23 protein-coding genes and 1 pseudogene are annotated in these 26306 nt (G+C 34.9%); 11 read left to right on the forward strand and 13 right to left on the reverse strand.

Going from position 1 to position 26306, the window contains the following annotated elements; translation table 11 throughout:
* Positions 1-51 precede the first annotated feature (51 nt).
* From tilS to OPR49_RS01800, 3 genes are all read left to right on the forward strand, one after another.
* Positions 52-1347, forward strand: a complete 1296-nt coding sequence (tilS, locus tag OPR49_RS01790; RefSeq protein WP_265027497.1) for a tRNA lysidine(34) synthetase TilS — start codon at positions 52-54, stop codon at positions 1345-1347.
* A 12-nt stretch (positions 1348-1359) separates the two neighbouring features.
* Entirely contained in the window at positions 1360-3198 is a 1839-nt protein-coding gene (gene ftsH / locus OPR49_RS01795) for an ATP-dependent zinc metalloprotease FtsH (protein ID WP_265027284.1), read from the forward strand.
* A 154-nt stretch (positions 3199-3352) separates the two neighbouring features.
* Positions 3353-3985, forward strand: coding sequence for a hypothetical protein (locus OPR49_RS01800; protein WP_265027285.1), 633 nt, complete (start codon positions 3353-3355; stop codon positions 3983-3985).
* A gap of 246 nt (positions 3986-4231) precedes the next feature.
* Here the strand turns inward: OPR49_RS01800 and OPR49_RS01805 are convergent, their stop codons facing one another.
* A complete protein-coding gene (locus OPR49_RS01805) occupies positions 4232-5200 on the reverse strand; it encodes a transposase (RefSeq protein WP_265026710.1) in 969 nt (322 codons plus the stop codon).
* A 292-nt stretch (positions 5201-5492) separates the two neighbouring features.
* On the opposite strand from OPR49_RS01805, the gene carB reads away from it, so the two are divergent.
* Together carB and OPR49_RS07755 are read left to right on the forward strand one after the other, a co-directional pair.
* Complete coding sequence (gene carB / locus OPR49_RS01810) at positions 5493-8948, forward strand: carbamoyl-phosphate synthase large subunit (protein ID WP_265027286.1); 3456 nt, start codon at positions 5493-5495, stop codon at positions 8946-8948.
* A 376-nt stretch (positions 8949-9324) separates the two neighbouring features.
* Positions 9325-9913 (forward strand): annotated as a pseudogene (locus OPR49_RS07755) (IS110 family transposase); the annotation flags it as partial.
* Positions 9914-10094: 181 nt separating this feature from the next.
* Here OPR49_RS07755 and OPR49_RS01825 read toward each other — a convergent pair.
* The 9 genes from OPR49_RS01825 to OPR49_RS01865 form a co-directional block, all read right to left on the reverse strand.
* A complete protein-coding gene (locus tag OPR49_RS01825) occupies positions 10095-11075 on the reverse strand; it encodes an SGNH/GDSL hydrolase family protein (protein WP_265027288.1) in 981 nt (326 codons plus the stop codon).
* Between the two features lie 140 nt (positions 11076-11215).
* The gene (rpoD, locus tag OPR49_RS01830; protein ID WP_265027289.1) at positions 11216-13168 is read right to left on the reverse strand and encodes an RNA polymerase sigma factor RpoD; all 1953 of its coding nucleotides are present in this window, start codon (positions 13166-13168) and stop codon (positions 11216-11218) included.
* Positions 13169-13289: 121 nt separating this feature from the next.
* Positions 13290-13616, reverse strand: a complete 327-nt coding sequence (locus OPR49_RS01835) for a cation:proton antiporter subunit C (RefSeq protein WP_253307288.1) — start codon at positions 13614-13616, stop codon at positions 13290-13292.
* Positions 13613-14032: a Na(+)/H(+) antiporter subunit B gene (locus tag OPR49_RS01840; protein ID WP_265027290.1), complete on the reverse strand. Its 420-nt coding sequence runs from the start codon at positions 14030-14032 to the stop codon at positions 13613-13615. The genes OPR49_RS01835 and OPR49_RS01840 overlap by 4 nt, the downstream gene beginning before the upstream one ends.
* Positions 14025-14552, reverse strand: a complete 528-nt coding sequence (locus tag OPR49_RS01845; protein WP_015589497.1) for a DUF4040 domain-containing protein — start codon at positions 14550-14552, stop codon at positions 14025-14027. The genes OPR49_RS01840 and OPR49_RS01845 overlap by 8 nt, the downstream gene beginning before the upstream one ends.
* A 1-nt stretch (position 14553) precedes the next feature.
* Complete coding sequence (gene mnhG, locus OPR49_RS01850; RefSeq protein WP_006279703.1) at positions 14554-14841, reverse strand: monovalent cation/H(+) antiporter subunit G; 288 nt, start codon at positions 14839-14841, stop codon at positions 14554-14556.
* 6 nt (positions 14842-14847) lie between these two features.
* Entirely contained in the window at positions 14848-15093 is a 246-nt protein-coding gene (locus OPR49_RS01855) for a monovalent cation/H+ antiporter complex subunit F (RefSeq protein WP_320157606.1), read from the reverse strand.
* Between the two features lie 28 nt (positions 15094-15121).
* A complete protein-coding gene (rpoZ, locus tag OPR49_RS01860) occupies positions 15122-15529 on the reverse strand; it encodes a DNA-directed RNA polymerase subunit omega (protein WP_007548528.1) in 408 nt (135 codons plus the stop codon).
* 60 nt (positions 15530-15589) lie between these two features.
* Positions 15590-15886, reverse strand: a complete 297-nt coding sequence (locus OPR49_RS01865) for a helix-turn-helix domain-containing protein (RefSeq protein WP_265027291.1) — start codon at positions 15884-15886, stop codon at positions 15590-15592.
* A 436-nt stretch (positions 15887-16322) separates the two neighbouring features.
* On the opposite strand from OPR49_RS01865, the gene purE reads away from it, so the two are divergent.
* The 3 genes from purE to OPR49_RS01880 all read left to right on the forward strand — a co-directional run bounded on the left by purE (position 16323) and on the right by OPR49_RS01880 (position 22013).
* Positions 16323-16814 (forward strand): 5-(carboxyamino)imidazole ribonucleotide mutase, encoded by a 492-nt coding sequence (gene purE, locus OPR49_RS01870; RefSeq protein WP_006280351.1) that lies wholly within the window; start codon positions 16323-16325, stop codon positions 16812-16814.
* Positions 16815-16821: 7 nt separating this feature from the next.
* Entirely contained in the window at positions 16822-18639 is a 1818-nt protein-coding gene (gene mutL, locus OPR49_RS01875; RefSeq protein ID WP_265027292.1) for a DNA mismatch repair endonuclease MutL, read from the forward strand.
* A 710-nt stretch (positions 18640-19349) separates the two neighbouring features.
* Positions 19350-22013: a 2-oxoglutarate dehydrogenase E1 component gene (locus OPR49_RS01880; RefSeq protein ID WP_265027293.1), complete on the forward strand. Its 2664-nt coding sequence runs from the start codon at positions 19350-19352 to the stop codon at positions 22011-22013.
* A 49-nt stretch (positions 22014-22062) separates the two neighbouring features.
* Here the strand turns inward: OPR49_RS01880 and OPR49_RS01885 are convergent, their stop codons facing one another.
* Positions 22063-22374 (reverse strand): hypothetical protein, encoded by a 312-nt coding sequence (locus tag OPR49_RS01885; protein ID WP_265027294.1) that lies wholly within the window; start codon positions 22372-22374, stop codon positions 22063-22065.
* A gap of 190 nt (positions 22375-22564) precedes the next feature.
* Here OPR49_RS01885 and OPR49_RS01890 point away from each other — a divergent pair, with 190 nt between their 5' ends.
* Together OPR49_RS01890 and OPR49_RS01895 are read left to right on the forward strand one after the other, a co-directional pair.
* Positions 22565-23353: a GTPase Era family protein gene (locus tag OPR49_RS01890; RefSeq protein ID WP_265027295.1), complete on the forward strand. Its 789-nt coding sequence runs from the start codon at positions 22565-22567 to the stop codon at positions 23351-23353.
* A gap of 100 nt (positions 23354-23453) precedes the next feature.
* Positions 23454-24217, forward strand: a protein-coding gene (locus tag OPR49_RS01895) for an IS5 family transposase (RefSeq protein WP_156518237.1) whose coding sequence is annotated in 2 segments (ribosomal slippage) — positions 23454-23808 and positions 23808-24217 — 765 coding nt in all. Because the reading frame shifts where the segments join, the coding sequence is not laid out codon by codon here.
* 117 nt (positions 24218-24334) lie between these two features.
* On the opposite strand, the gene OPR49_RS01900 is transcribed toward OPR49_RS01895, so the two are convergent.
* Positions 24335-24931: a TIGR02217 family protein gene (locus OPR49_RS01900; protein ID WP_265027296.1), complete on the reverse strand. Its 597-nt coding sequence runs from the start codon at positions 24929-24931 to the stop codon at positions 24335-24337.
* Between the two features lie 190 nt (positions 24932-25121).
* Positions 25122-25880 (reverse strand): DsbA family protein, encoded by a 759-nt coding sequence (locus OPR49_RS01905; protein WP_265027297.1) that lies wholly within the window; start codon positions 25878-25880, stop codon positions 25122-25124.
* A 258-nt stretch (positions 25881-26138) separates the two neighbouring features.
* Here OPR49_RS01905 and OPR49_RS01910 point away from each other — a divergent pair, with 258 nt between their 5' ends.
* Positions 26139-26291 carry a hypothetical protein gene (locus tag OPR49_RS01910; protein WP_010081826.1) on the forward strand — a complete coding sequence of 51 codons (153 nt, stop codon included), beginning with the start codon at positions 26139-26141 and terminating at the stop codon, positions 26289-26291.
* Positions 26292-26306 lie beyond the last annotated feature (15 nt).

Below are 26306 nucleotides of genomic sequence, written 5' to 3' on the forward strand. Positions count from 1 at the left end.
ACAAATAAGTCGCTGTATGACGTAGAGACTATCTGGCCATCAAGAGATATAATGGAATTAGAGTTATTATTTCAAAATGTGGTTAATAGTTTTGCTTTCTATAATAATCAAGTTGCAGTTGCAGTATCAGGTGGTGTAGATAGTATAGTCTTACTGCACTTAATGACTAACTGGGCAAAAAAAAACAAGCTTTCACTTCCTATAGCATTAACAGTAAATCATGGATTACGTCCAGAGTCTCAAAAAGAAGCTGATTTTGTTGTAAGTTATGCAAAGGAACTTGGAGCAAAGGAATCGTTCATATTAAATTGGGAAAAGCAAAATATTAAAGGCAATATTCAGTTACAGGCACGAAAAGCACGGTATAAGTTACTAGCAGAGTGGTGTAAAAACAATAATGTTAAATGTTTGCTCGTCGCTCATCACAAAGATGATCAAGCAGAAACGTTCTTATTAAGATTAGAGCGAGGTAGCGGCGTAGATGGATTATCATCAATGGACTACAAGTCTTTCCTAAATGGTATTTATATATTTAGGCCATTGTTAAATTTTAGTCGTAGTGAAATAGAAAAGTACGCTAAGCTTCACCAGTTAAAGTGGATCGAAGATAGAAGCAATCATGACTTAAAATACAGACGAACTTTATACCGCAACTTACTTAAAGCAAGTAACAATCAAGAGATTTTAACAGAGCGAATATGCCTCACAGCCCTTCATATGAAAAGAGCTGCAAAAGCGTTGATGCACTACACACGCCTTGCGTTTAATGACTGCGTTAATGTGCATGATCTTGGTTATATTGAAATTAAACTAAGTGAATTTTATCAATTGCCAGAGGAAATAGCCTTGAGGCTTCTTCTTTACTCTATAATGGCAATTGCCAGTAAACACTATAAACCAAGGTATAATAGCCTTATCGTAATATTTAATAAAATATTGCAAAAGGATAGTAATGTTAACTGTACACTTTCTGGGTGCAAAATAAGAAAGTATGGAGAAAATATCTTGATAATTAGAGAATCGTCAAAGATACAAGAAATTACCGTAAACCTACCTTTAAATGAACCTACTCAATGGGATAACAGATTTAGCTGCACAATACTCGGAAATCAAGAGTGTTCAGTTATCATCGCTCCATTAAAAAAAACACAAAAAGTTCCTGAATTTCTGAAGGATTACAGCTGCTGCCCTGAAGTTTTCTATTCTTTGCCTGTAGTGCTAAAAGATGGAAAGGTGCTTGCTTATCCTGATGTAAATTATAACGAAAAAAATACCAATGACGATAAGGCTCAATGCATTATTAATAGCACGATAAAACAAAATTTGGTAAGCTTGATTAGTATTTAGTTAGAAATAGAAATGAAAAAATTTTTAGAAGGCTTATTGATCTGGTTAGTAATTATTGTTCTTATTTCAGTTGCTTATATTCAGTTCAGCGGAAATGTAGGTAAAAGTAAAACAATTATACCTTTTTCGGAATTTTTAACTAGACTAGAAGACAATGATGTAGAAAATATTATTATAAAAAACCAGAGCATTGAAGGCAAGTTCAGGGATGGTTCAAGTTTCAATTCAAACGGTGTCATATATAGCGACCTAATAAAAAATTTACATGATAGAAAAGTGAGGTTCTCCTTTTCAACTGGAGATTCTGCCATGAGCGTAATTGGTGGATTACTTATCTCATGGGTCCCAACATTTATCTTTATTGGCTTTTTGCTATTCTTTCTTAAACAAACACAAGCGGGGGGCAACAGAACTATAAGCTTTAGCAAGTCAAGAGCTAGACTCATGACTAGTGGAAAAAAAGTAACATTTGATGATGTTGCCGGAATTGATGAAGCAAAAGAAGAGCTAGTAGAGATCGTTGATTTCCTTAAACAAAGGCAAAAATTTCAAATATTAGGTGGAAAAATACCAAAAGGGTGCCTTTTAATTGGCTCTCCTGGAACTGGTAAAACTTTACTTGCTCGTGCAATTGCAGGAGAAGCTAATGTGCCATTCTTTAGTATTTCTGGATCTGATTTTGTTGAAATGTTTGTGGGTGTTGGTGCAAGTCGTGTTCGTGATATGTTTGATCAAGGCAAGAAAAATGCTCCTTGTATAATTTTTATAGATGAAATAGATGCGGTGGGTAGGCATCGTGGCATTGCTCTTGGTGGCGGCAATGATGAAAGAGAACAAACATTAAATCAGTTATTAGTTGAGATGGATGGCTTTGAGTCTAATGAAGGTGTAATAATAATTGCTGCGACTAACCGTCCGGATGTCTTAGATCCAGCACTGCTTAGGCCTGGTCGTTTTGACCGACAGATTACTATTTCTTTACCCGATATAAATGGGCGTGAAAAGATATTAAATACTCATATAAAGAAAATATCAATAGCACCAGATGTAAACGTGAAAACAGTTGCAAGAGGAACACCAGGCTTTTCTGGAGCTGATTTAGCAAATTTAGTGAACGAATCTGCACTTATTGCTGCAAGAAGAAACAAGAAGATTGTTACCATGGATGATTTCGAATATGCACGTGATAAAGTGATGATGGGTGTGGAAAGACGGTCCCTAGTTATGACAGAGGAAGAAAAAAAGCTCACTGCATACCATGAAGCTGGTCATGCGATGATTGCTGTTAATATGCCTGCTTCTGATCCTATACACAAGGCAACAATTATTCCACGCGGTAGAGCACTTGGTTTAGTTATGAGACTACCAGAAACAGATAGAGTATCCCTCACAAGAGAAAAGATGATAGCAGATATTACTGTTGCTATGGGTGGAAGAGTGGCAGAGGAGCTAATTTTTGGCTACGATAAAGTCACAAGCGGTGCATCTTCGGATATAAAACAAGCATCAGATTTATCACGTTCTATGGTAACAAAATGGGGAATGAGCGACAAAATAGGTCCGATCTATCACAATCGCGAACAAACCATGCATGGTTCTGACATAATTTCTGAAGATACGTTAAAACTTATAGATGAAGAAGTGAAGAAAGTTGTGTCTTTTTGCTATGAAAAAGCAAAAGAGATTTTGACCAAGCATAAGAAAGGCTTAGATCTCATTGCCGAAAATCTACTGGAGTTTGAAACTTTAACAGGAGATGAAATAAAGGACATATTAAATGGAAAAAAAATTGTTAGAGAGGAAAATGAGAAGAATGAGAAAATAAAAAAATCCTCTCTCTATGAGAGTTGACCTCATCTTAAAAATGCTAATCAGCTAACGCTGCAATAAAACATTCAGAATTGTAACTGTCAATATAAATTGTATTAAAATATTCATAATATTGCATTTTCATCACAATAATGCTATCATTCAGTTAGTATTAATGTTTAATGAGGTGTGAGTAATGATTGATATAGCTTCTATTGGTGTAAGTACAGTTATTGATCAGAATTATAGAAGAAAAGCACAATTATGTTTATCAGGATTATTTGTAACTGTGTCAATAGCAGCTGTTACCTGGTTTATTTTCCCTGCGTCACAAAATGTATTAGCTCCGTTTTTACTTCCGGCTATGTTCTTGCTCTTCACTTTATCGATGGGTTATTACATGTTCATATTTAGTTGTGAAGAAAAATCTTTGGTAAAGAATGTTTTTGGTATGGTTGAACCGGCTGAATCGGTAAAGAGAGTGCATTGCCAAGAAAATATTAAGTCCTTATTAGCAGAAGTGAGAAGTACTACGAAAGATAGGTTTCACAACGTGCTTGTTAATCTTTGTTTTGAAGATCGTAGTAAAGCACACAAACTTGCATTATATGTGAAAGAAATTGACGATATTGTGTCTTCAATAAAAAATAAAGACCTCTTAGACCATTTTGATCAATTTTTTACTATTACTGAAGTAAGCAATAAAAAAAATAGAAGTGAATTAATGAACCTCGCAAGGGCATATAAGATGATAAGTGAAGAAGATCCAGACAAAATACAGGATTTTTTAGCTACTCAAACAAAAAGATACTGTCTTTACTGTCAATAAATTATTTAGCTAAAAAGGATAAAAAACAACAAAAAACTTAATTTAGCCTTCTATACATCAATGTAACTGTGTATAAGTACTTTGAGTTTGTGTAGGCGTACTTATACACAGTTACACTAGCTATTCACCAGGCAGTTTTGTTTAAAGTCAAAGTAAAATGATACAATGTAATCTACTATAGTACCAACACTTTAGGCATGGTGCTCTATACTAAGTGCTCAAAAGTGTTGAGTATAACTGTTAACATTATTTTACCAAATCACCATTGAATGGTTGATTCTTTTTAAGAATACCAAAAAATATATGCATTAGTTTTCTCATTAACGCAACAATTATAACCATTGAACATTTTCTTTTATTTGCTAAACGCTGGCAAAATTTTTGAAAGTGAGGATTACGGTTTTTGACTACTATAGCTGGCATATAAAGAGCCTTGCGGATACGCTCGGATCCTATTTTACATATTCTACTTTTTTTACTGACAGATGAACCTGATTGGTAATATTCAGGATTTAGACCGGCAAAGGCTGTAAATTGTCTAGCATTATCAAAATTATCAACAGATGGCATTTCTGCAACGATAGCAACAGCAGTAAGATGTCCTATACCTTTTACAGTCTTGATGTTTTCTATCATATTTTTTAGGTGTGAATGGTTATTAACATGCTCACAAATCTCTTTTTCTATAGCAGAAATTTCTGTTTCTATTGTAGCAACTACTTCAAGTATGGCTTGCTTACAACGGTAATCCATATTTTTATTTTCCAAGCGATTCATCTGTTGTAACTTGTCGTCTTTAAGTGCTTGCAAACAACGATAGAGATCTCTTAAACGCTTGATTTCAGTAGGAGCAGGTTTCCAAAGATTAGGTTTATTAGCAATACAAAACCTAGCAATCATGGCAGCATCTGACTTATCTGTTTTGTTTCTGAGTAGCTCACTTTTGCCAAAAGCCTTGATTTGAGCAGGGTTTACCACACTTACATTATGTCCAAGGTCATACATAAAAATAATTATATCTTCACTGTAACAACCAGTCGCTTCTAGGCAGAGATGAATAAGGACTGCTCCGTGATTATTACACCAAGCTACAAGCTTTTCAAAACCTTCCTTGTTATTGCGAAAAACTTTATGTCGCTCTTTACTGCCTATCAATAAACAAACATCAAATTTTTTTTTAGCAATATCTACACCTAAAATAACATTTGCTTGCATAAACCAGCCTCCAAAACTATAAATAAAGTTGAGAGTTAGACTAACCTTGTGATACGGGATATAATTCCAAAGATACTGTTCTGTCTTTTAACTCTATATGGGAAGGGAGCAAAATCTTTTTGTCAGCCTTTTTGGCATAAGTAATTTATCGGCTTCACCTTCCCTGCAAGACATTTTAGCTACAATGCCCTACTCCTTGAAGATACAAGTTATTAGCTAAAAGGTTTAATAAAAATTCACATATACAGGAAAGATTGGTAACATTACTTGAATAGAGACCGTTATTGTAATTATGCCGAAACGCACAGATATAGAATCTATATTAGTAATAGGAGCAGGCCCAATAGTTATAGGTCAGGCATGCGAGTTTGATTATTCTGGAACGCAAAGCTGTAAAGTATTAAAAAGTGAAGGTTATAAAGTCATTTTGGTTAACTCCAACCCCGCAACTATAATGACAGATCCTGAATTCTCTGATGCAACTTATATTGAGCCGGTACTGCCTGAAATCATAGAGAAAATTATAATTAAGGAGAGGCCAGACGCAATATTGCCAACAATGGGCGGGCAAACAGCACTCAATTGCGCAATAAAACTTGCAGATGATGGAGTGTTAGACAAATACAATGTAGAATTAATAGGGGTAAATAGAGAAGCAATAAAAAAAGCAGAGGATAGAGAGTTATTCCGTCAGTCCATGGATAGAATAGGACTGAAATACCCCAAAAGTATCATTATAAAAAATCAAGAACAAATAAAAAAGGCTTTGGACTACGTTGGATTACCAGCAATCATCCGTTCATCATTCACTCTTGGTGGCGCAGGTAGTGGCATAGCATATAATAAAGAGGAGTTTTTCAATATCGCAGAAAGTGCTCTCAAAATTTCGCCAATAAATGAAGTTCAGATAGATGAATCAATTATCGGCTGGAAAGAATATGAAATGGAAGTTATCCGCGATTGTAAAGATAACTGCATAATAGTCTGTTCGATAGAAAATGTTGATCCGATGGGAGTGCACACTGGGGATAGCATAACTGTTGCTCCTGCTTTGACTCTGCGTGACGTAGAATACCAACAGATGAGAAATGCATCTATAGCAGTGCTGAGAGAAATTGATGTTAGTGCCGGTGGTGCAAATGTTCAATTTGCAGTGAATCCTAAAGAAGATGGAAGCCTCGTTGTGATTGAGATGAATCCAAGGGTTTCTCGCTCTTCTGCACTTGCTTCGAAAGCAACAGGCTATCCTATTGCAAAAGTTGTAACTAAACTTGCTATTGGCTATTCGCTCGACGAAATACGTAACGACTGTGCTCCAATAATACCAGCAGCATTCGAACCAGTGATTGATTATATCGTCACTAAAATTCCTCGATTTGAGTTTGAGAAATTTAAAGGAACGAATTGTGAACTATCAACCTCCATGAAATCAGTGGGAGAAGTAATGTCTATAGGCCGCACTTTTAATGAGTCACTACAGAAAGCTTTTCGTTCACTTGAAACTGATCTTACAGGACTTGATGAAGTGTTTCCTGAGAACATTGATATTGATCACGTAAAATCTCAATTAGCAAAATTGCTACCAAACAGATTACTGATTGCTGCTGACGCAATGCGCCACGGAATTAGCATAGAAGAAATAAATTCGATTACAGGATATGACTTATGGTTTCTGCAAAATATACAGCAAATTATATTAACTGAACAAAAAATCAAGGAAAATGGATTTCCTGGAACTGCGTACGAAATGTTAGAGCTGAAAAAAATGGGATTTTCAGATGCAAGATTAGCAAAGTTAAGTAATAGACCTACCTCTGTCATTCCAGTACCCTCTAATGTCATCCCAGTGCGTGACACTGGGATCCAGCCAGCGTTACACGCTGGAGATCGAGTAAAACAAATCGAAGAAATAAGAAAAAAATTTGGCATTAAACAAGTTTATAAACGCGTAGACACCTGTGCAGCTGAATTTGAATCAAGCACTGCTTATATGTATGGCTGCTATGAGGGTGATGTTGAAAATAAAATGGAATGTGAGGCGAATATTTCTGACCGAGAAAAGGTTGTCATTTTAGGAAGTGGTCCAAATCGCATTGGTCAAGGTATTGAATTTGATTATGCATGCGTACATGCAGCTTCTGCCTCCAAAGAAATGGGGTATGAAACAATAATGATCAACTGTAATCCCGAAACTGTCTCAACTGACTACGATACCGCTGATCGTTTATATTTTGCACCACTCATTGCAGAGGATGTGCTTGAAATACTAAGTAAAGAGCAAGAAAATGGCACACTGGTTGGTGTAATAGTTCAAATAGGCGGTCAAACACCTTTAAAGTTAGCCAAAGTGCTTAACGAGAGAGGTTTCAAAATTCTGGGAACTTCGTTTGATTCTATTGACCTTGCAGAAGATCGCATGAGATTTAAAAATCTTGCTTTGCAACTTAATTTAAAACAACCTGAAAGTTCTATCTGCCATTCAGTAGAAGAAGCGTTAACCAACGCAGAAAAGGTGGGGTTTCCACTAGTAGTCAGGCCATCATATGTCCTCGGCGGTCAATCTATGTCGATTAGACACGATACTCAGAGCTTTAAAGAGTACGTCTTGGATCAAACTAAAATCTTTGAGCATGGTTCGCTGCTTCTTGATAAATTTTTAGTCAATGCAGTTGAGGTTGACGTTGATGCTGTATGTGATGGGGAAAAAGTTTTCATTGCAGCGGTCATGGAGCATATTGAAGAAGCTGGTATCCACTCTGGTGATTCAACATGCTCAATACCGACAAATACATTGAGTGACGAAGTAATAAAAGAGATTAAGCTACAAACTGAAAGAATAGCTCTTGCACTAGAAGTGAAAGGTCTGATAAACATTCAGTTTGCTGTTCAAGAGAATAGACCTCTTGCAGAACCTGTTTGTGATGAGAAATTTTTAGAAAAAGTGCAGATGAGCACCACAGAATACTCGAATGTATTTGAGGAGCGCAGACAAGCTTTGACGACAAAATTGCCTTCAGAAATCGAGTTATGCAAGAGGTCTAGTGATGTATACATACTTGAAGTGAATCTAAGGGCTAGTCGCACAGTTCCTTTTATTTCCAAAGTAATTAACATCCCTATTGCAAAACTTGCCACTCAAGTTATTTTGGGTAAAAAATTGAATCAGGAAAACGAGCCTTTCAATCATTTTGCAGTTAAAGCTGCTGTTTTTCCATTCACGCACTTTTCGGGAATTGATATTCTACTTGGTCCTGAAATGAAATCAACAGGAGAAGTGATGGGAATTGACTCATCTTTCGAAGCTGCACTTGCAAAAGTGCATATGGCTGCGGGATACAAGTTACCAACAGAAGGAGCAGCTCTGGTTTCAGTAAAAGATGATGATAAAGAGTATATATTGCCTGTTGTACGAATGTTGAAAGAACTGAGTTTTGAAATATATGCAACCAAAGGTACAGCTTCTTATCTGAATAATAATGGCATTGCTGCACAAACTGTAAATAAAGTGAGAGAAGGCAGACCCCACATAGTTGATATGCTCAAAGATGGAAAAATAAATCTAGTGATCAATACTTCAAAAGGTGTGAAATCAGTCTCAGATAGCAAAGATATCAGGAGAACTGCTATTTTGCAAAATATAGCTTACAGTACCACAGCTTCTGGGAGTAAAGCGTTAGTGCTTGCAATTCAATATGTAAAGAATAGCAAATTGGAAGTGAAATCATTACAGCAGATACAAAACGTTTAAATATCAAAACTAGAATAATTCACTCTCAAAATGCTAAAGAGAACATAATAAAAAGATGGAAATTTTGAAGGAAATAGTATACCTAAAGAATCAACTAGCGTAATTGAACAGCCAAATGCTACAACGAATACTCCACAATCTTACCTAGAGGACACTTCCCTTATATGTTAAGAACAAGTCTTTATAAATATCAAAGTAGTGATATTAAAGACACACAGAGAAGAGGAACCGTCACGCCCCTTGATTATAAGAATCGTTGTTCAGCAAGGTTCTCTTCTCTGGTTTATTATACTGAAAGTTCCGAACAACTGATTGAGCTTTTAGGCTCGTATATAAGGCTGGAAAATGCAGTATATGTTATTATTACGGAGGAATTATGAATTCATCAAACATTATTGCTGGCATTGATATTAGCAAAAGTAAATTAGATCTCCACATTCACCCACTTGAGCATTATAAAATATTTGAAAACAATGTACAATCCATTGATGAAATGCTGGACTTTTTACGTTTGCATAATGTAACCAAAATTGGTCTTGAGGCAACTGGTGGATACGAAAAATTATGTGCCTATACTTTACTAAGCAATGGTTTTGAGGTGTACGTCATTCAACCAAGGTGGGAGAGACTATGCTAAAAGCCTTGGTATTACTACAAAAACTGATAAAATAGACTGCAGTATCATCTCACGTTATATTAATAATACAGATATGCGTGTTACTCCTTTAACAGTTAGTAATGGTAATATTGATTGCTTGAAACAAAAATTATCTCGTAGAAACCAACTTGTAGAAATAGCAAAAATACAAAAAACCCAAATCCAACAGGTAACTGATACATCTATAATCAAACAAATAGAGGAACTTCTTGCAATTTTACGTAATCAAATTAAAACTTTAGAAGATGAAATGATTACATTTATCGATCAAAACCAAGAGCTTAAAAGAAAATATATATCAATAACTATATAGTAGCGGGATGACGGTTTTTCAAATTGTCGGTAAATCTAAGTCAGTTTAGCTATAGGCAGCAATTTTCTGTATTTATTTTAAATTGAAGAAAGCTCAAATGAAAGATCGTGTTTTGCTAAAAATCACAGAATGCAGTCTGGTTACTATTTAAAAGGATATGTTCAAAAAAACTGTGTCAAATCAACTCATACACTTCATTACCAACTTCATGATGAAGTTCCGCAGTTGGATGGAAATAATCAAAAAAGAAATAATCCTTTAGTGTTTCTTTGCTACACCCAGGGTTATAGTGAACGTCAAGTTCCCCTTTAAATATCAACTTTAAGAGTATTTTTATATTTTCTTTAAATCTCCCAACTTGGTCTGCAATGTTCGATGTGCATGCATCTTGACAATTTAAACCTTTGCTCTTGTATTCGCTAAGCATACTTTTCATTTTAGAGTTAAGATCAAATGCTTTTATTTCAAGATTTGTACTTTTCTTCATATAATCTAAGCCTTTAGCCAATTTTGCATTGAAACTCTCCGTGAGCTTTGTAGCTAGTTCCCTTGCTTCTTCATCTCTATTAAAAGCTGGTATTGAGCCAACTTCAGGTGCATTTGCAACAACTACATGCTTAACACCATGTTCATTTAGAACCTTAAGTGCATTACATATTTCACTCACTGCTTGTTCCAACACTTCTTCCGCTTTAGTATTGTCATAAGCAGTGGCAACCATAACATCATTTCCGCCGATTATGATGCAAAATAAATCTTCTTTACCTATATCTGGATGATGTTTAATTACCGCATCTAGCTGGTTAGCTAAACGAAATTTATTGAAGAAATAAGAAAAAATAGGGTCAAAAATTTCAGACGCTGTTGCACATGAAACTGCATAGTTTTGACCTTGCTGTTCGTGACATCTACCAAAAAATGAATAACTCCACCCAGGTTTAAATTCGTCTAAATCTAAATATTTTGCTATATATTCAACAGCAGTAGGGCCATTGCTAAAAGATCCTCCTTGATAAAAAGGGTCATCAAACTTTATGCTTTTTGCAAAGGATAAGTTATTTAAAATTCCAATGATTGCGCCATTATCGGATAAACTATCACCCAGAACATAAAAATTTCTATACTGTGAATTAGAATTGTCATTTTTGTTTGTCATAATATTTACCGTAGATTAGCATGTTGTTTCACTAGATTCATAAAAAAAGAAAAATAGCGGTGAAATTATACAACTTTGGCCTAACTTTCTCTCCATTTTTTCCGGGCAAAATTAGCTTCTTCTTAACTTGACACGTATACTTAAAAGAACCCTCTAAGTTTTCTAGCGCGGCTTGGATGTTTCAACTTGCGCAGTGCTTTTGCCTCTATTTGCCTAATTCTCTCACGTGTTACATTAAAAATTTTTCCTACTTCTTCTAAGGTATGTTCCTTCCCATCTTTACCAAGGCCAAAACGCATTCTTAAAATTCTTTCTTCCTTTGGTGTTAAAGTTGCAAGAACATTGGTTGTAATGCCACGCAAGTCAGCAAGTATTGCAGCATCCTCTGGCCTGGAGACTCGCTTGTCTTCTATACAATCACCAAAGGTACTACTATCATCTTTTCCTGTTGGAGCTTCAAGACTTACTGGATCCCTTGCTATTTTCATAACTTTGCGTATTCTTTCCAGTGGCATTGTCAGTTCTACACTCAATTCCTCTAACGTCGGCTCTCTTCCCATCTCATGAGTCATCTTTCTTAATGCTCTGTTGATTTTACTGATAATTTCCACCATATGAACTGGTATTCTAACTACTTTAGACTGCTCAGGTATTGCTCTAGTGATTGATTGTCTTACCCACCAAGTGCCATAAGTTGAAAATTTATATCCACGTTTGTAATCAAACTTATCCACGGCCTTCATAAGACCAATATTGCCTTCTTGTATCAAATCAAGCAGATCAAGGCCTCTTTTTGAATACTTCTTAGCAATGGAAACTACTAGCCTTAAGTTAGCCTTAATCATTTCTTGCTTTGCTTCAGAGACTTCTCGTTCGTGTTTTTGTATTCTCTTGATTAGCTCCTTAAATTCTTGTACGTTATCTTCCTGTATATGCTGCTTAATACCGTTCAAGGTACTAGCTATATGTTCAGAGTTATCGTCTATAAACCTTAAAAATTTGTTTTTTAATTCACCTGTAAAAGAGGACTGATTTTCATTGATCTTTAAAAGACTTATCTTTTTCAATTCGTGCTTTAAAAGCACGTCATCATAAACTTTATAGAAACTTTCTCTATCGATATCGTATTTTCTAGCCTCAGCAATAAGATTAGCCTCTTCAAGCATGACGGATCTATTTATCTTATAAAGTTCTTGTGTAATTCTGGCAACAGCAGCATCATTTAACTTAATTTGTAATGCTATAGACCATATTTGATTATACAAATTTTCTAGCTCATTAGAGAAATTTTTAGAATTTTTTCTTAATATCAACGCTTCATTTGTTAAAGTAATTACCTCATCCAATGCAACTATGACCTTTGGCAATAAGTCACTTTCCATTTCAAGAATAGAAACATTTAAATTGACTGAAGTTATATCTTCATTATTACCGTCTTTCTCATCATCGCTTTTTTTACTATCTTTCTCATCATCACTACAGTACTCAGCATCTTCAGAAACATCCTCAGAATCCTCAACATCTTCAGCACTTTCTTCACTCTCTTCACTTTCTTCTTTGGGTACCACATTAAAATCAGAGTTATAAATTGCATCCAGATCTATAATTTCTCTCAGTAAGAGAGCTCCATTACTTAAATCATCACGCCATACTTTTATCACCTTTAATGTTACTGATGTTTCAATTATTGCACGTAACATGTTATGCTTTTCAGATTCAATTTTTTTTGCTATCTCGATTTCATCTGCCCTTGATAAAAGCTTTACGGAGCTCATGTCTTGTAAATAAATCCTCACTGGATCATCATTTTGTACTAAAGTTGCAGTAACATTTGGCGATGTGTCATCATCATCAAGTTTACTATCATCACTGTTGGAAGGAATATCTTCTTCATCTTCGCTACTTTCAAGCACATTAATTCCGGAATCCTGCAATAAAGATATAGCATCATCTATAAAGTCAGACGAAAAATTTTCATCTGATAATTTATCATTTATATCATCAAAGGTGATAAAACCACCCTTTTTTATACTCTTAGTTACCAGATCTTTGATAATTTTTTTCTTATCTTCTGCATCATGAATAGTTGACATCATTACCTTTATAGTTTATAATTTTATTTCTTATTAACAAACAAACTTACAACGAGCAAGTCTATAATTTTACTTTTATTGTGGCTATTTGTTACTTCATATAGTTTAAGATACTGTTAATTTATGTACACTTGTCTTGATCAATTGTTCCATACTTTTCTTCCATTTTTACTGCTATGGATAATCCAACTGAAAATGTTGCAATTCCAACCACTATAGCAGTAAGCATTAAAACATGGGGTATAGGATTGCTATATGAATAAAAATTTGAAACCAATATAGGAGGCAAGGAACTTTTTATATATCCTAGAGATATGTAAAATAACAAAACAGATGCTTGGAAGACGCTTACCCCTATCATTTTCTTGATTAAATTTTTATCGTTTATAATAATATATAAACCTAGCACCATTAATACAATAATAATCGTATAATTATATAAAGTCATTGTTTTTTCCTACAAGCAAAATTTATATATATAATTAACATAGAGGAGCAGACAGTAAATGCTACACCTAATTCCACCAAAAAAATACCTAATTTTTGACCGGTTCTATTATTGGTTAACAAGATATCATAAGATAAAAAATTTTGGCCAAGTAAAGTTGTTGCAACGCCCGTTCCTCCATAAATTAAAATACCTAACACGTTAGTCAATCTAATCACAGAATAAGGTATTGCTTTTAGAGTTGTAGATACACCAAATAGCATTGAATATAATATTATCCCGGAGGCAATAATTATTCCTGCTTGAAAACCTCCACCCGGAGTGTAATCACCGTGAAATTGTATGTATAAACCAAATAAAATGATAAAAGGTATCATCAAAAATGTTACTGCATTTAATATCGGATCTTTAATCATTTTCTTTTTCTTCTTTTAATATCAACGTTATACAAAGCGCAGCAGTAAAAACTACTATAGTTTCTCCAAACGTGTCATAACCACGAAAGCTTGCCAAAATAGCTGTCACTATATTAGGAATACCGGTAGCTTTTTCGGTATTTTCCACATAATAAGGAGCAACATGCAAGTGGATCGGAGCATTGTGGCTGCCAAAATCTGGCAATTGAATCATAAAATATGACAAACATACAGCCAGAAATAACATAAAAAAAAGCGTTATAGGGTTATGAGATAGATTTACTTTATGATTCTTTATCAAGGAGAGTGCTGCAAACGTAAAAACTGTACTGAGCCCCGCACCAACAGAAGCTTCAGTAATTGCAACATCAGGTGCATTCATAATTAAGTATATAAGCGCAATCAGTGAACTAAATACACACATTAGAACAGCACTTACGACTAAATGTCGCGAGAAAACTATAAAAACCGTAACTGTTAGTAACAACAAAAGTAACACTACATTTAATATTTCTAACACCTTAGCCTTCTTTAACAGTTTTTTTCTTAACTTTATAATGAGTGCGCGCTAAAATATAGCTATTAGTTGAGTTAGCTACCCATATTATAAAAATTAATAATACTATTTTAACAGTATTGATTGAAAATCCATTCTGCAAAGCAAAACCAATTAACAATAACGTTGCACCGCTAGAATCTGTAATACCTGCTGCATGTAACCTAGTATAGAAATCAGGAAATCTGATCACCCCTATATTTGAAATAATTATCAAACAAATACCTAAAAATATGAAAATGGATCCTATCATAAATTATCAAAACAACATTAATCTCATTAGTGCTATAGTTGATATAAAGCTAGCGCTAGCATACAACAATGCTATATCAATTAAAAAAAAATTATTCAGAATGATTGATATTGCTGTTATAAGTACAACTACTTGCGTTGAGAAATTATTGAACGCTAAAACCTTATTGTACACATCATTTGACTTAGACACTATGCAACACAACATTACACTCATACAGAACAACAGTGTATAGATAGCAATGCAAATCATTTAAAGACTATGTAACTTCAGTAGATTTCTAAACGGATACTTCTTCATCGCCATCTTGATCATTTATTTCATCATCTATTTCACCATCCACTTCATAATCTTGGCTTTCTTGACTTGCATCAAGATCTGTGTTATCAGAAAAATTTAATAAATTCGCTAGCTTACTTGTATTACTGCTGTAAACATTATTCATATTTCCTTTCATGTATTCCTTGCATCTACCTACCAAAAGGCTAAACAGCTCATGAGTATCCACCTGTTTTCCTGCTATTTCATGTAAGGAAACTATGGTATTTTTATGACCTTTAAACTTAGCTGCTTGAATTGGATTACTTGCCCCTGTATTTAAATCATGTGTTCTTTGACTTGCCAACAGAACCAATTTGAAACGGTTACTTACCCGTTCTATACACTTTTCTACAATAGACTCAGCCATAAGATACTACCTTAATAAGTTTTATACTATATCACAAAAAACAAGTTGTCAACTTTGTATCTATTGCGATTCAACTTCATGTTTTACTTTTTCTGCCTCAGATTTTATTTCTTGGCTTTCTGTTATCGTGATTGTTATCTCATGATCAAGTTTTTTTAGAAATCCTAACAATCGCTCTAAAGAAAAACCATCTATTTTACCATTTTTAATTTGCGATACCTTTGGCTGATCAATACCAAGTTTCTCAGCTGCAAAAGCCTGAGTCCAAGCATTTTTTTCTATAATTTTATTTATTATATAAAGCAACTTTGTTTTTATTCCTGCACTGTCTAAGTTATTTAACGATATTATTTCCATAATTCTTACACTCACATATCAATTAACTTTATTAAATATTATAACATAATATTTAATATACCAAGATATTAATATCATGTAACTTGTCAATAATTATATGATATCAATATTTAAAACTTTAAGTTGATTATATATTAATATTTTTATCAAATTTCTAGTAATTTTAAATTACCATTTTACCATCAGTCTATCTGAAAAAACCATTTATAGAAAGAACAAGCTAAGATTACAAAGCTTGAAATACAAAAATAATTATTTTATAAATTTATCTTACATAAGAAGTTTATATCTCTATATCTTAATATAAATATTTATTTAAATTTTTAAAATTTCTATTTTAACGAGAATTCTATATATTATATTTATAATATAATTTAAATATTTGTTGCTTTTTAGCTGGAACATTATTTAGTTAGTAAGTAAAATTGTGTTGAATATGACAAAAATAAAAAAAGATGTTGCTGTTATTATGGGAAGTGAGTCAGATTACACCACTATGGTCCATACTGTTGATATGTTAAAAGCATTAGAAGTTTCACATGATATATTCATAATATCTGCACATAGAACACCAGAAAGGCTCTTCAATTTTGCTAAATCTGCACAAGAAGAAGGTTTTAAGGTTATTATAGCTGGTGCAGGAGGTGCAGCTCATTTACCTGGTATGGTTGCGTCACTAACTTGTTTACCAGTTATCGGCGTTCCTGTGCATAGTAAACAATTAAATGGGCTGGACAGTCTACTCTCTATAGTTCAAATGCCAAAGGGTGTTCCAGTTGCAACCATGTCTATAGGAGAAAATGGAGCATATAATGCTGCCATTACTGCCGTATCTATATTGTCAATTTCCAACAGTGAAATTGCAGGTAGGTTAAAAAAGTGGAGAGAGAAACAGACCAAAGAAGTAAAAGAAAAACCAGTTTCATAATAAATCTATGGCAATAATTCTTTTAGACACAAAAACCATAAACCGTATAGCAGCGGGGGAGGTGATAGAAAGGCCAGCAAGTGTAGTAAAGGAATTAGTGGAAAATGCAATAGATGCTGGAAGTTTAGAAATAGAGATTAAAATAGAAAGTGGTGGGCGTAACCTTATTATTGTGACAGATGATGGTAACGGAGTAGAAAAAAACGATTTAGAACTTGCGTTTATGCGCCATGCTACTTCAAAATTGAGCGACAATGAGTTGATAGAAATCAAGCATCTTGGCTTTAGAGGAGAAGCTCTGCCTTCAATAGCAGCAGTAAGTAGGATAAAATTATCGTCTAAGGCAAGAGAAGCAAATGAAGCATGGTCTATAAGTTATGAGGGTGGAGAGAAAATAGGGGAGCAAACTCCTTACTCTTTATCACAAGGCACACATATTGAAGTACGAGATTTATTTTTTGCCACTCCAAATAGACTAAAATTTCTAAAAACTGAAAGAGCAGAAACTCAAAGCATTGTTGATATTGTAAACAACCTAGCAATGATTAACTATCATATAGGGTTTACTCTCACTTCAGGTAATAAAAAGCTCTTAAAATACGCTAAGCAGACTTCGTTATTTCATAGATTGTGTGAAGTAGAAGAAGAATTTCAGGGCAGTTCTCTGGAGATTAATGAAGAAGAAGACGGCATTAAACTTACGGGACACATCTGTAAACCGACCGTCAATCGTGGTAAGTCAACTCAGATCTATACGTTTGTTAATGGAAGGCCAATCAAAGATAATCTACTTATTGGCGCAGTTAGGTATGCATATCATGATTTTATTCCAAGCGATAGGTATCCTTTCGCAGCGTTACATTTAGAGATACCTTATGATCAAGTAGATGTAAATGTGCATCCAAATAAGTCAGAAGTAAGGTTTCAGAATAAGAAGCTCATATATGAGATAGTGACAAGAGGATTAATTAAAGCATTGTCAAGAAGGATAGGCACCTTTCTAGCGCATGACCAGAAAATGGATTCAACATTGCCAGATCCTTTTGATAAACCTAATGTTCAAAATGAAAGAAGGCCAAGTCCTTTTGAAAATCAACTAATAAAAGAATTTGCTTCTCCAAATGAAAGAGTAAAAAGCTTATCAGAACAGTCAAAATCGTTTGATTATACCGGCATACAGAAATTACCATCACAAGCGGAGACTATGGTTCTAGAAAAAAAGGTGTTAGAGCAAGTTGATTTGATAGAGAGCCACCCGCTCGGGTTTGCACGCTGTCAGGTCTATAATACTTACATTATTGCCGAGGTAAGAGACAAATTGATTATAGTCGACCAGCATGCAGCCCACGAAAGGTTAGTATATGAATGCTTAAAACAAAAATCAAGTGTAAAAAGACAAAAACTACTTCTTCCTGAAACGGTTGAAATCAAAAATCAAGACGGAATGGAGATGATTGAAGTTTATAAAGATAAGTTATTTGAAATGGGTTTTGATATTGAGATTAAATCAGAAAATAAAGTGATAGTAAAAGAAATCCCTGCAATTTTGGGAGCAATAGATGTGAAAGAGATGCTAATTAATATAGTCGATAGATTAACGGAAATAGAAGATACATTGCCAGTAGAAGATAAAGTGAACAAAATATTGGCCACTATCGCTTGTCATGGATCAATTAGAGCGGGTAGAAAAATGAGGTTAGATGAAATGAATGAGCTGCTGAGACAAATGGAAAAAACCCCATATTCCGGGCAATGCAACCACGGAAGACCAACTTATATAGAAATGAAACTCAGTGATATTGAAAAACTTTTTGAGCGGAGGTAAGAGGTTGCCATAAATATGTAAGTGCTCCTTCCTCGTCATCCAAGTGGCTCATAGAAACGGATTAAATGCAAAACTTACTTGACACATTTTGCCAGCCCCCTTATTATGGCATTAAGGGTATTTATGACTCAAAACTTGTTTTTGACCTGCAGGCTCAATGACAAAATTCAGTAAAAAACTTAGGGCATTTTTTGGCGGATTACATAAAATTATAGCGGCTGCATGTCTTTTAAATTTTTTCTACATTCAGCCAAACCGCGCTTAAACTAAGCGTCAGCACATTATTACAGCACCAATTTACAGTATTAGAGAGTCAAAACCAGCACCACGGGATTTTTTTACCTTTTTTTTCGTTTGGTAAATTTCTTAAATATTTATGGCTAAAGTAACTTAGGTTCACCGACAATCGTCATCCCGCTACGTGTTAGCTGATGAGATACCGCGAATGAATCACGGTATGACGTAGAAGCTATACTTTTATACTCACCAACTCAGTATGCAATCTGGATCCAAGTGTCGGCTACTCGGATGACACCATAATAAAGTGAAACTAGATTCCACCTTCACGCACTGGGATGACACTATTTGCTATGTAATTTGTGCCATATTACAATAGTTGTAAGTGCAACTTAATAATTAGAAACGAAAGGAGTTCTTTTTTAAAAAACTTAAGTTATACTTATAAGTGTTTGATATCTTATATAGTAATTATGTCGAGTTTAAGCTGCCTTTATGGTGATAATGCAGAATTTGTGGAAGAAATGTATAGCCGTTATTTGCAGGGTGATAAATCAATCGGGGAGGATTGGTATAGAATTTTTTCAAGCAATTTAGAAGTTAATAAAGCGGAGACCTGCGGTGCACAACATGTAACTAAGGTGGATGATTCAGTTTCTAGTTTAGCAAATTTTTTCAGATCTTACGGTCATTTTTTTGCGGATCTTAATCCGTTATCACCCAATGTGAATAAGGAAGTAGATTATCAGAAATATTCGAATCTATATCCGGCAAGTGACGGTGGAATCTATAGAGATATTTACTGCAAGAACATCGGTTTTGAATTTATGCATATTTCCTCTTATGAGGAGAGAGTGTGGCTGCAGGAAAAGATCGAAAATCAAACCTATACGCTGAGTTCACAAGATAAAAAGGAAATACTGAAGCACTTGATCGAATCTGAGATGTTCGAGCAATTTCTCCATATGAAATTTCCTGGGTATAAGCGTTTCTCTATCGAAGGTGGAGAGTCAGCTATCGTTGCAATTGAAAAAATTATTAGTGATTCTACGGTTTTTGGCATTGAGGAAATAGTTCTTGGTATGGCTCACCGCGGACGGCTCAATGTTCTGACCAAAGTTATGGGCAAAGAATATGCGGCAATGCTATCTGAATTTCAAGGCAATCTTGCATACCCAAGTGGTCTTGAGGTGTCCGGTGATGTTAAATATCACCTTGGTTATTCTTCTGATCGAACACTTGCCGGTGGCAAGAAAATACATTTAAGTTTATGCCCTAATCCATCTCACCTTGAAGCGGTAAATCCGGTTTTGGCTGGAAGAATAAGAGCAAAACAGAATATAAGATCTGTGCTTGGAATATCAATTCATGGTGATGCGGCTTTCATCGGTCAAGGAGTGGTTGCTGAAACTCTAACCTTAAGCAATATTGAAGGCTATAAGGTGGATGGCATTGTGCACATTGTCATTAATAACCAAGTTGGTTTTACTGCTAATCCGTGTTGTGCGCGGTCCTCTTTTTATTGCACTGATGTAGCAAAATCAATAGAAGCTCCAGTGTTTCACGTTAATGGAGATAACCCGGAAGCTGTGAGTTTTGCTGCAAGTCTGGCGATGGAATATAGGCAGAAATTTAAAAAGGACGTAGTGATTGATATAATATGTTACCGCAAATATGGCCATAATGAAGGTGATGAACCGAATTTCACTCAGCCACTCATGTATAAGGTAATATCAAAGCATAAAACTCCAGGAACACTGTATGAAGAGAAGTTGATCGCAGAGAAAGTATTAAGTGGTGATGAGGTAAATAAATTGCGCAGTGAGTTCAGGGCAAGATTGGATAAAAGTCTTGCTGAATCAGTGGCTTATACTCCAAAAAAAGCTGACTGGTTTTGTGGAGTATGGTCAAAATTAAGAAAGGCAAGGTTGAACGATTTGAGCGAATACTATACAGATTCTGGTGTTCCGCCAGATGAGTTGAAAAAATTAGGTGTACATATAAATAGCAACATCCCAAGTAGCTTTAACATTAACAATAAGGTTAGAAAAATACTTGATGGCAGAATAGACAGCATAAATTCCGGTAGTAATATAGACTGGGCAACTGCCGAAAGTCTTGCGTTTGCATCACTGCTCACAGAAGGAATAGGAGTGCGTTTATCAGGACAAGACTCTGGTCGTGGAACTTTCTCGCACCGTCATTCAAGGCTTGTTGATCAGGTAACAGAAGAAGCGTTTATTCCGCTAAACAATATAAATGAAAAGCAAGCTCACTTTGAGGTCATAGATAGCGCTTTATCAGAGTATGCTGTAATGGGCTTTGAATATGGATATAGCCTTGATTCCCCATATTCACTGGTGCTCTGGGAAGGACAATTTGGTGATTTTGCAAATGGTGCACAAATTATGATCGACCAGTTTATTGCATCTGCAGAAACAAAGTGGTTGCGATCAAGCGGTCTAGTTTTGTTGCTGCCTCATGGTTATGAAGGACAGGGACCTGAGCATAGCTCCGCGCGTATAGAGAGATTTTTGCAACTCTGCGCAGAAGATAACATGCAAGTTGTTAATTGCTCTACTCCAGCAAATTATTTTCATGCTTTACGCAGGCAAATCCACAGAGACTTTCGCAAGCCTTTAGTAGTGTTTACACCTAAATCACTATTGCGTCATAAAAGAGCAGTTTCTAACCTATCTGACTTTGAAGGAAAATTCCTCACGGTAATCCCAGAATATAGAACAGATTTGGTTCTAAATGATAAAATACGTAAAGTTGTAATATGCAGTGGTAAAGTTTACTACGACATAATTGAAGTATGTGAAGCACAAAAAATAAACGATATAGCAGTAATACGTTTGGAGCAATTCTATCCGTTTCCGGCCGATAAACTAAGCAGTGAACTTGAGAAATACGAGAACGCTGAAATTATATGGTGTCAAGAAGAACCAAAAAATATGGGAGGATGGTTTTTTGTCAACCCATTGATAGAGGAAGTGTTATCCAATCTCAATATTCAAGCAAAAAGACCTAAGTGTATCGCAAGACCTGCTGCTGCATCTCCTGCATGTGGTTATGTTAGTGTTCACACTCAGCAGCAGGAGGAAATTTTAAAGCAGGTTATGCAGGGGATCTAGCACAATTGTGCAAATATTGAAGCGAAAGCTGGCAAGCGAACATTGTTCATCAGATCTTGACGCTGGGCACTGCAGCCAGGCGCGATAGAAAACGTATCACACCAATCAAACCTCTTTGATGCTCAGACAAATATAAAAAGACTTTCATTCGTATCTGTTCAGGATAGCGGCAAGACCATAGAGTAAATGTGAGGTAAGTCCTTACAATAAATGGTGTCATCCCAGTGCTTGACACTGGGATCCAGCTTTTGATCGAAAATGTTGTATAGTGCGTTTGTTTACAATTTTTCTGGATCCCAGTGTCTGGGCACTGGGATGACACCTTTGTGTTTGAGGCAAAATCGGCTATAACACTTAACATACTGCCTTTGCAAACAAATGTTCGTACAGTTGTGTATCACGCACTTTGCTTCAATATTTGTACATTAGCCATGCATCTGAACAGATACTTTCATTCTATTAAAAAGCTACAATATTTATTAAAATTTTCATTTATTTTTATTTAAAAAGTAAATATCATTAATATTTACTTTAATTAATATAAGATATATATGAATACAGAAATATTTGAGAGGTTAATAGGGCAAACTAGTCTACGCAGCAATAGCAAAGCTGAGATCATAAAGTTAAATAGAAACGAAAAGGCTTTCATAGATGAGGATAAAAAGTCTATCGAATTAGCTGAGGCCATTTTTGAAAAGAATAATATGTTTCGTTTCCGCAAATCAGGTCCTGCTATGGATTACATTTTGCACAAATTAATAAATGATAGGAAGCTTTTCGAGGAAATGAAAGATAGAGGTACAAGTATAATACGTCTTTTTTCTTTGTTATCAATGTATCATGGTCGTCTCAATTGCTGTGTTATAAGAAAAGGAGGGTGTATTACTGAGTGTGGCATACTTGATTACGCTGGCACCTATCCAGAACTAGTGCCTTTAGAGGACTTTATACTTATTGAGCCTTCCTCGTACCTCGAGTACATTGTGTTTGACAATGAGAATATCAGAAATAGGTTAGCTGAAGACTTAACTGAAGATAAAACAAAATTAGATATCTTTTTGAATGGAATTTTAGCAACAAAGAATTCGGATTTAGTATTATCTTGTATTAACAAGATAGAGGTTCTTAATGAGGGAGATAGATATTTTGTTAATCTCTTACAGAAAAACGGCATGCTAGACTACATCTTAAACAAAGATGATACAACACTTGCAAAATCAACTCTAAAGGAGTTGTTGAAGCTTTCTATTTTGCAGGAAGAAAAAAGCACTGAGTTAGAATCTCCCCAAGCTTCAAGTGTAAATGTTAGCAAAGCTCAGCAACATTGTAGTATATAGCTGGTGATAAAGTTTAAAATAATTGCATATACTAAGAACCTGTCTTGAAAGGGAATAAAGAAAAGAGTATGATGAGGTAAGCAAAAAATAGGAGGGTAAATTGTATCCAAGTGATATAAGTGACAAGGAATGGGAAATTTTAGAGCCCTATGTTGCACAAGGAGCGATAGGACGACCAAGAAAACATAACATCAGAACAATTATTAATGCAATAAGGTATATAATGAGGGGTGGTTGCCAGTGGAGAATGCTACCAAAGGATTTTCCCCCATGGAAAACGGTGTATGACTATTTTATCAGGTGGCGTAATAATGGAAAATTGAAAAAAATACATGACATGCTAGTAAAAGAGGTAAGAAAAATGGTTGGTAAAAATGAAACACCTTCAGTAGGTATAATTGACAGTCAATCAGTGAAAACGACTCAAAAAGGGGATCAAGAGGATATGATGCCGGTAAAAAAATAAAGGGTAGAAAACGCCATATTATTGTAGATACACTAGGTCTTGTAATTACTGCAGAGGTACACAGCGCAAGCATTCAGGATCGTGATGGTGCTACCAATCTTTTTATTCAAGCTAAATGCAAAGCTCCAACATTACGTAAGTTTTTTGCTGATCAAGGATACAAAGGTAAATTACAAAATCGATGTTTGTTGGAAACTGGATGTTTGCTAACGATTACCAAGAAATTGGTTGATACAGGATTTCAGGTTATTCCTAAACGTTGGATTGTAGAACGAACCTTTGCTTGGCTTTCCAATTTTAGACGCATGAGCAAGGATTACGAGCATTCTCCTCTTACTTCAAAAAACAATATCTTATTTAATATGATTACTTCTATGCTTACTAAATTAGCTGCTTAACTCCTTTCAAGACAGGTTCTAAGGCTCATTTAAATATAGAGCCTCAGTGGTGCTTAATTTTTTCAATTGATGGTGACTAGTAGCCCTACTATGATGTGGATCTATGCTCGCTTATAACTAAAATTTCACTTCCACCAAGGGGATATTATTCCAGCTATTGCTTCCATAGTCATCAATCGAAGCGTTTAAGTAATCTGTATCAAAGCGTACGGGCACATCAAATTCGAAGCTCGCAGTGATTATCGCATCTTTTACTGGTGGCTTCATAAATGTTATTTCTCCCGTTGAATAATTTACTGAATATTCACTCTCTTCTTTACCATTTAAATAAATCTTTACTGTTCCATGTACTGGCTTTTTGATCATACGTATATGCTTATCTTCCCCACTTACATAAGTTTTGATTAGCTGAAAAGTCGTTTTTTTGTTATCTCCTATACCAATCTCTTGATTAATGGCTATAAAATCCGACCAATCCTTAAAACGAAACCCTATTGCTTTACCTTTTCGTGCATGAAAAAATGTTATGAGTTCTGTTAGCTGCTCGTTTGATCTGACCCCGTAAGCTATGTTGTATCTAGTACGTGCATGAGACCAATTGATGTTGCGCTGTTCACAACCGTTATGAGTTGTTACAACGTCAGTGGAAAATTCCGGTCCTCCAGCGGAACTATAAGATATATTTTCTGGAAATCTAATTTCTGTGAATGACATATGTCCTCCTATGAAAGTAAAATAGTTTGGTTGAAGAAAATGTTATAATTTGAAAGCGTTTCATATAGCAAATGACGCTATGGAAAGTGGATGAGACCACTGAGTTGAACTGCTGTCATACTCATAATTACTGTACTCAGATTCGTTTGCGTTGTCAAGCAAAAAAATAAAATTTTATGGCAAATTGAAACTAGCCTTGCTTGTGACTTAATTCATCTACTTTTTTGCGTAGTATATTTAAATCAGTTGCTCCTACAAACAGACTATCTCCAATTATCAAAAAAGGTGTACCGCCTACTCCCAAATCTCTTACTAGGAGCTTACTGTTGTTTATCATTTGCTCAATTTTGTCCGCGTTATCTTTTATGGAATCATTAAAATCGTCCTCATCAATCCCTATGTTTTTCACTATATCCAATATGCTTTCGTCTGAAAATTCTCCTTTGTGACTTAAAGCAGAATAGTGAAAGTCGAAATATTTTTCTTTATCAATAAAGTAAACAGCTAAAGCGCTTTTTGCTGCCCTTAAAGAGTCATTACCAAGTATTGGAGCATCCCTAAAGATATACTTAATTTTACCATCGTTAATTAACTGCTTTATATCATTCTTTATAGCTTTGCAATATCCACAAGAATAGTCAAGGAAGCCTGCAGCTATAACATTACTATTTTCATTTCCGGAGTAAGGATAAGTAAGGTCAAATATTTGATCCTTGTATTGTGAAATTTTACTTTTGGTTACATTATCTCGAGCAGCGTAACTACTTTTAATCGACTCCTCTTTGAGAGTTTTTATGATCTTATCAAAATTTCTACTTATATAATTATCTAATTTCTCACCTATATAATCATCGCTTAGCATTTGGCTGCGATTTGAAAGCCAATTATTTATTACTGGTAAACTTGCTACTGCCAGTATAAGGATCAATAAAAACGATATTCTAGACATACAATTTATTTAAAAACCTACAACATAAAACTTTTAGTACACATTTATCTGTATATTAAAAGAAGCATCTAATATTAATGTATGAAAACACTTATATCAAGTGTATTTTATAGCCAATTTTGCTGCAAGTACAAACTTTACGTACAATGAAACTCAAGCACATTACTGAAAAGCTCATCAGAAGGCTTGGTAGCAGAGGCGCGCGGAGCGTAGATTTAAGTTGTTTCCGCTGTGTATAATTTTCCGCGGAATAAACATATGAACGAGCCAATAATTGGTAGAGAAAAAGAAATAGCTATTCTACAAGACAAACTTCTTTCTCAATCAGCCGAATTTATTGCTGTTTATGGTCGGCGTCGTGTAAATGTTGTATTATCTGCATTTTATCAGCATAATATAGAAGTAATGTAATGCAGATATTATGCC

The organism is Wolbachia endosymbiont (group A) of Bombylius major, from assembly GCF_947251895.1.
GTDB classification, from domain to species: Bacteria; Pseudomonadota; Alphaproteobacteria; order Rickettsiales; family Anaplasmataceae; genus Wolbachia; species Wolbachia pipientis.

Coding starts and splice junctions, on each gene's coding strand:
- tilS (WP_265027497.1), top strand. CDS start 52: ATGGAATTAGAGTTATTATTTCAAAATGTGGTTAATAGTTTTGCTTTC.
- ftsH (WP_265027284.1), top strand. CDS start 1,360: ATGAAAAAATTTTTAGAAGGCTTATTGATCTGGTTAGTAATTATTGTT.
- OPR49_RS01800 (WP_265027285.1), top strand. CDS start 3,353: ATGATTGATATAGCTTCTATTGGTGTAAGTACAGTTATTGATCAGAAT.
- OPR49_RS01805 (WP_265026710.1), bottom strand. CDS start 5,200: ATGCAAGCAAATGTTATTTTAGGTGTAGATATTGCTAAAAAAAAATTT.
- carB (WP_265027286.1), top strand. CDS start 5,493: ATGCCGAAACGCACAGATATAGAATCTATATTAGTAATAGGAGCAGGC.
- OPR49_RS01825 (WP_265027288.1), bottom strand. CDS start 11,075: ATGACAAACAAAAATGACAATTCTAATTCACAGTATAGAAATTTTTAT.
- rpoD (WP_265027289.1), bottom strand. CDS start 13,168: ATGTCAACTATTCATGATGCAGAAGATAAGAAAAAAATTATCAAAGAT.
- OPR49_RS01835 (WP_253307288.1), bottom strand. CDS start 13,616: ATGACTTTATATAATTATACGATTATTATTGTATTAATGGTGCTAGGT.
- OPR49_RS01840 (WP_265027290.1), bottom strand. CDS start 14,032: ATGATTAAAGATCCGATATTAAATGCAGTAACATTTTTGATGATACCT.
- mnhG (WP_006279703.1), bottom strand. CDS start 14,841: ATGATAGGATCCATTTTCATATTTTTAGGTATTTGTTTGATAATTATT.
- OPR49_RS01855 (WP_320157606.1), bottom strand. CDS start 15,093: ATGATTTGCATTGCTATCTATACACTGTTGTTCTGTATGAGTGTAATG.
- rpoZ (WP_007548528.1), bottom strand. CDS start 15,529: ATGGCTGAGTCTATTGTAGAAAAGTGTATAGAACGGGTAAGTAACCGT.
- OPR49_RS01865 (WP_265027291.1), bottom strand. CDS start 15,886: ATGGAAATAATATCGTTAAATAACTTAGACAGTGCAGGAATAAAAACA.
- purE (WP_006280351.1), top strand. CDS start 16,323: ATGACAAAAATAAAAAAAGATGTTGCTGTTATTATGGGAAGTGAGTCA.
- mutL (WP_265027292.1), top strand. CDS start 16,822: ATGGCAATAATTCTTTTAGACACAAAAACCATAAACCGTATAGCAGCG.
- OPR49_RS01880 (WP_265027293.1), top strand. CDS start 19,350: ATGTCGAGTTTAAGCTGCCTTTATGGTGATAATGCAGAATTTGTGGAA.
- OPR49_RS01885 (WP_265027294.1), bottom strand. CDS start 22,374: ATGTTAAGTGTTATAGCCGATTTTGCCTCAAACACAAAGGTGTCATCC.
- OPR49_RS01890 (WP_265027295.1), top strand. CDS start 22,565: ATGAATACAGAAATATTTGAGAGGTTAATAGGGCAAACTAGTCTACGC.
- OPR49_RS01900 (WP_265027296.1), bottom strand. CDS start 24,931: ATGTCATTCACAGAAATTAGATTTCCAGAAAATATATCTTATAGTTCC.
- OPR49_RS01905 (WP_265027297.1), bottom strand. CDS start 25,880: ATGTCTAGAATATCGTTTTTATTGATCCTTATACTGGCAGTAGCAAGT.
- OPR49_RS01910 (WP_010081826.1), top strand. CDS start 26,139: ATGAACGAGCCAATAATTGGTAGAGAAAAAGAAATAGCTATTCTACAA.